Annotated in this window: 2 protein-coding genes and 1 pseudogene; 2 read left to right on the plus strand and 1 reads right to left on the minus strand. The window is 34.5% G+C overall.

Annotation, left to right across the window (positions count from 1 at the left end):
* Both B3J44_RS22385 and B3J44_RS22390 read left to right on the plus strand, forming a co-directional pair.
* A pseudogene (locus tag B3J44_RS22385) lies at nt 1–114 on the plus strand (DoxX family protein); the annotation flags it as partial.
* A gap of 129 nt (nt 115–243) precedes the next feature.
* Nucleotides 244–2448, plus strand: a complete 2205-nt coding sequence (locus B3J44_RS22390) for a TonB-dependent receptor (RefSeq protein ID WP_286971533.1) — start codon at nt 244–246, stop codon at nt 2446–2448.
* A 577-nt stretch (nt 2449–3025) separates the two neighbouring features.
* Here the strand turns inward: B3J44_RS22390 and B3J44_RS22395 are convergent.
* Nucleotides 3026–5746 (minus strand): hybrid sensor histidine kinase/response regulator transcription factor (locus B3J44_RS22395; protein ID WP_286971535.1); only part of this gene is annotated, 2721 nt, incomplete at its 5' end.

A 5746-nucleotide genomic window follows, 5' to 3' on the forward strand; every position in this document is an offset into this window, starting at 1 on the left:
GATCATGGAGGTTATGCTTTAGAATTATTAGGGCTTTATCTGTTTGGTGCTCTAGCATTGTTCTTTACAGGAGCTGGTAAATATGCCGTTTCTAAAACCAATAAATGGGATTAATTTTCTCAAAGTAAAAGGTTTACTATAATAGAAAAGCTCTAAATTTTTGATTTAGAGCTTTTTTTATGGTTATTCTTTTAATTATGCTATTTTTGTGTTCATAGTACCCCAATAATTATCAAAATAGCAATGAAGTTCTTATTCTCCTTTATCCTCTTTATTTTTTCTTTTGCAATTAATGCTCAATCTCTAAATGGTATTGTAAACGACGCTGACGGAAAAGCATCATCAGAAGTTTTAATTCGAAACCTAAATTCAAAAACACACGCACATAGCGATGTAAACGGAAAGTTTACCTTAGAAGGCGTGCAGGTAAATGATAGTTTGGTTATTACCAAAAAAGGATTTTCTACTCAAAAAATAAAACTAGCTTCTTTAGATTTTCTGACGATTTTATTAGAGGAAAAGCCATTTTTGCTAGAAGAAGTTAAGATTGGCAATAATCTAAAATATCTGAATACGATTTCTAAAATTGATTTTGAAATTCAGCCTATTTCAAATTCTCAGGATTTATTGCGTAAAGTTCCAGGACTTTTCATCGGTCAGCATGCGGGTGGAGGAAAAGCAGAACAGATTTTCTTAAGAGGTTTTGACTGCGATCACGGAACTGATATCAATATTACCGTAGACGGAATGCCCGTAAATATGGTTTCGCACGCACATGGACAAGGATATTCTGATTTGCATTTTGTAATTCCGGAAACGGTTGATAATATTGATTTTGATAAAGGTGCTTATTTTGCAGATAAAGGCGATTTTACAACTGCTGGATATGTTGGTTTTAATACTAAAAATGCGTTGCAAAATAGCTCTATTTCTTTTGAAGGCGGACAGTTTGATACTTTTCGTACTGTGGCCATGTTCAATTTGTTGAATAAAGAAAACCAGTCGGCTTATTTTGCGGGAGAATACATGATGACAGATGGTTATTTTGATGCTCCGCAGAACTTTAACCGAATTAATTTATTCGGAAAATACAATGCTAAAATGGAAAATGGAGATCGTTTAGCTATTTCGGTTTCGCATTTTAAAAGTCAATGGGATGCTAGTGGACAAATTCCAGATCGTGCTGTAAACGATGGAACCATTTCGCATTTCGGAGCAATCGATTCTAACGAAGGCGGAAATACCGATAGAACCAATTTCAATCTGCAATATGATGCAAAAATTGACGAAAATACGCATATTAAAAGCAGTGCTTATTTAAGCAAATATGATTTTGAACTGTATTCTAATTTTACTTTTTTTTTAAATGATCCTGTAAATGGCGATCAAATCAAACAGAAAGAAAATAGAACGATCGTAGGTTTTCAGTCGGAATACGATCAGAAATTAAACAATCAATGGCGTTTTAAATTGGGCGCTGGACTTCGAAACGATAATAATAAAGATGTCGAGTTGTCTCATACATTAAACAGAAAAACAGTTTTAGAGTATTTGAGTTTAGGGACTGTAAATCAGACCAATTTATTTACGTATTCAAGTCTTGATTTTACATCAGGAAAATGGCTGGTAAATGGAGGTTTGCGTTTAGATTATTTCAAATTTGGCTACGAAGATCAATTGGCGGCAACGTACACGAATCAGACACAGACAAAAGCAATTGTGAGTCCAAAACTGAACTTTTTGTATACTCAAAATGATAAATTAAACTATTTCTTGAAATTAGGAAAAGGATTTCATAGCAACGATACGCGTGTAGTAGTGGCGCAAAAAGGGAAAAAAATTCTTCCAGAAACCTACGGAGCAGATTTAGGAATTAACTGGAAGCCTTTTCCACGTATGATTATTAATTCGGCAATTTGGTATTTGTATTTGGCGCAGGAATTTGTTTATGTTGGAGACGAAGCGGTTGTTGAACCAAGCGGAAAAACAGAAAGAAAAGGTTTCGATTTTGGCTTCAGATATCAATTGACCAATTGGTTGTTCTGGAATACCGATTATACGTACACGCACGCAAGAGCAATAGATGAGCCTAAAGGAAATGATTATCTGCCATTGGCGCCAAAAAATACTTTAATGAACGGAATTTCGGTAAAAGATCTAAAAGGTTTCTCAGGAAGCATAAGAACTCGTTTCTTAGGAGACAGACCAGCAAACGAAGACAATTCGGTTGTAGCAAAAGGCTATTGCATTACCGATTTCTCTGTAAATTATCAGATTAAGAAAGTTTCGATTGGCGTAAACATCGACAATGTTTTCAACACCAAATGGAAAGAAACACAATTCTTAACCGAATCAAGATTGGCAAATGAAACGGATCCTGTTGAAGAAATTCATTTTACAGCAGGAACGCCGTTTAATGCGCGTTTGATTTTGAAATATATGTGGTAGAAATTAGTAAATGTGTCAATTAGAAAATGTGCCAATTAGATAATGAGAGTAATTATCTAATTGGCACATTTTCTAATTAACGGTTTATCTTAAATTGAATTCAACTCTTAATATTTAATAGGTGTTATCATTCCGTAGGAATGTTTCGTCGGTAGAAAAAAAATATTATACATCCCAATTTACGTTCCGTAGGAACGTTTGATATTTTAAATGATAAAAAATTATGAAACCAACCAAACGTTCCTACGGAACGTGAAATGATTTAAAAACATAATCTTTTCTACCGATGAGATGTTCCTACGGAACATTTTTTTAAATAACAACATTTTCACCGAGCAGATCATGTGTTCTACCGATTACAATTTTAATTGATATATTCTGGATATACTTTTGATTAAAATTCTTTATGTAGAAGCGCAAGGCGATTATCTGAAATTCGTCATCAATGGCGCATCATATACAACTTTAGGAATCTTACAGTCAATGGAAGAATTGTATCAACTATTAGGAATTAAATGAATGTGTCAATTAGAGAATGAGAGGAATTGACTAATTATCTAATTGGCACATTATCTAATTATCTATTCGCATTGATATAATCTGTTGGCGACATATTAAAGTGTTTTTGGAAGTTTCGCCCAAAGCTAGTTTGCGATTTATAACCCACCATTTCTGCGATTTCGTACATTTTGTAGTTTTCGTTTAATAATAACTCCGCGGCTCTTTTTAATCGCACAATGTTGATTAATTCGTTCGGACTCAAGTTTGTGATGTCTTTAATTTTTCGGTATAAAGTCGAACGGCTCATATTCATGATTTCGGCAAGCGATTCTACACTTAAATCCTGATCGGTTATGTTTTTAAGAATTTCGTCGTCGAGTTTTTTCAGGAACTTTTCATCAGTTTTGTTGTGAGCAATGCTTTTAATGTGAGAAAGGGGAGAACTCGCATAATAATTCATAATCTGTCTGCGGTTTTCAATCAAGTTGTTTGCTTGTACTTTCAGGTAATCCATAGAAAAAGGTTTTGCCACATAAGCGTCGGCACCAACTTCAAGTCCGTCGATTTGAGATTTTAGCGAATTTTTGGCAGTCAATAAAATAACCGGAATATGACTCGTTTCCAGATTGGTTTTAATCTTTTTGCACATTGTAATTCCGTCCATAACGGGCATCGTCACATCTGAAATTACAAGTTGGATATTTTCGTTATGAATGATTTTGAGTGCTTCTTCGCCATTTTCTGCTTTTAAAATCGTGTATGTTCCAGCCAATTCGGTAGTAATAAAACTCAAAAGATCTTCATTATCCTCTACAACCAAAACCTGCGCTTTTTCGTTTTTAATTTCAACAGCTTCTTTTGGCGTTTCATTTTCTGTCTGTTCTTTTTCAGCATCGGCATAAAGCATAAATTCTTCTTCCTGATGCAAAGGAACAACCAGCTCGAAAATATTGTAATTAGCATCTTCAATCAATTCTAAACTTCCGTTATGCAATTGCGCCAAAGAATGTGCTAACGAAAGCCCGATTCCAGTTCCTGAAGCCGTACTGCTATCATCAACTCTGAAAAACGGTTCGAAGATTTTGTTTTTTAAATGAATCGGAATGATGTTTCCATCATTTTTTACTATCAAATGAAGTTTCTTTTCATCTCTAAATAAAGAAATGGAAACCTTTTTGTTTGAATATTTAATCGCATTGTTGATCAAATTACTCAAAATCTTTTTGAAAGCTTCTTTATCTACAAAAGCATGAATGTCTTTTTCGCCCAATTCCAAGTCAAATTCCAATCCGCGTTCTTCAATTAATTGGCTGAACCTCAAATGAAAATTGCGAACCATCGAAGAAATATTCGCTTCGACGAAAGTCAATTTCAAACCGCCAATTTCCGATTTTCTAAAATCAAGCAATTCATTTACCAGTTTTAATAGGCGCGAAGTATTTTTCTTCATAATCGAAAGATGCTGAGGCACTTCTTCCGATTCGTATTTCATTCCCAAAAGCTTTTCTAGCGGACCTTTAATTAAAGTCAAAGGCGTTCTGATTTCGTGCGCTACATTGGTAAAAAAGTCAATTTTTGCCTGATAGATTTCTTTTTCTTTTTCGTCGTTTAGATGCTTTATTTTGCGGTTATTCTTAATCTGAGTCAGATTTTGAGAATAGCGGATAATGTAATAAAATCCAGCACAGCACAATATAAAGTACAGAATATAGGCATAAGTGCTGGCGTAAAACGGAGGCAGAATGGTAATTTTAAGTTTTATTTCTTTACTCCAAACCCCAAAACTATTCAATGATTTTACTTTAAAAACATAATCCCCAGGAGCCAGTTCGGTAAAGAAAACTTTGTTGTTCCTTCCTAAATAAACCCAATCATTATTGACGTTTTCGAGCTGAAACCAATATTCTGTCAATTCTGGCGCCGTATAATTTAAAGAAGCAAATTCCAGATTAAAGGTTGACTGATTGTTGTTGAGCTCCAATTCGTCCACAAACGAGATAGATTGCGAAATAGGAGAGTCGGGGCTGTTAACCTCGATATCCTTATTGTTAATTTGAAGATTGGTAATGTAAATAAAAGGCGTGTATTTGTTTTTGCTAAAGTGCTTCGGATTAAAACTGATCATTCCGTTTAGGTTTCCAAAATACATATCGCCGTTTGCATCTTTAAAAGCCGAATTGTAATTGAATTGATCGCTCAGTAATCCGTTTGCGGTGGTAAAAATCTTGATGGTTTTATGATCTGGACCAAATTTTACCAAACCTTTAGAAGTTGTCAGCCAGAGATTTTTAGAATCGTCTTCCAAAATAGAATAGAAAACATTGCTCGGCATTCCGTTTTTGGTTGTGAATTTGGTAAAAGTATGATTCTGTCTGTTTACAAGATTCAATCCGTTTTCGGTGGCGATCCACAGATTTTTAAAACTGTCTTCAAAAATGGCGTTGATAGTATTGTTGCTTATTCCATTCGGATTTTTATAATCATAGGTAAAAACCTCTTTTTTCTTGGTTTTCGGATTATAAAATAACAATCCGTCACGATAACTTCCTGCCCAGAGATTGCCATCGCTGTCTTCCTTCATATTGGTATAATGATACGTTTCTGGAAAGAACTTTAGTATTTCAAAATTATCGGCTTGTTCGTTGTAGCGGTAAAGTCCCGATGTTGTTACGACAATCAGTTCCTTGTTTTTCATTTCGTAGAAAGAAAAGATAAAATTGCTATGAAGTCCGCTTCGTCCATCATTTGCGCTGTAATGTTTTAAAACTGCGCCAGAATTTCTATCCAAAACATCCAA

Origin of the sequence: Flavobacterium sp. UBA4854 (assembly GCF_002399805.1) — a bacterium.
Lineage (GTDB): Bacteria > Bacteroidota > Bacteroidia > Flavobacteriales > Flavobacteriaceae > Flavobacterium > Flavobacterium ginsengisoli.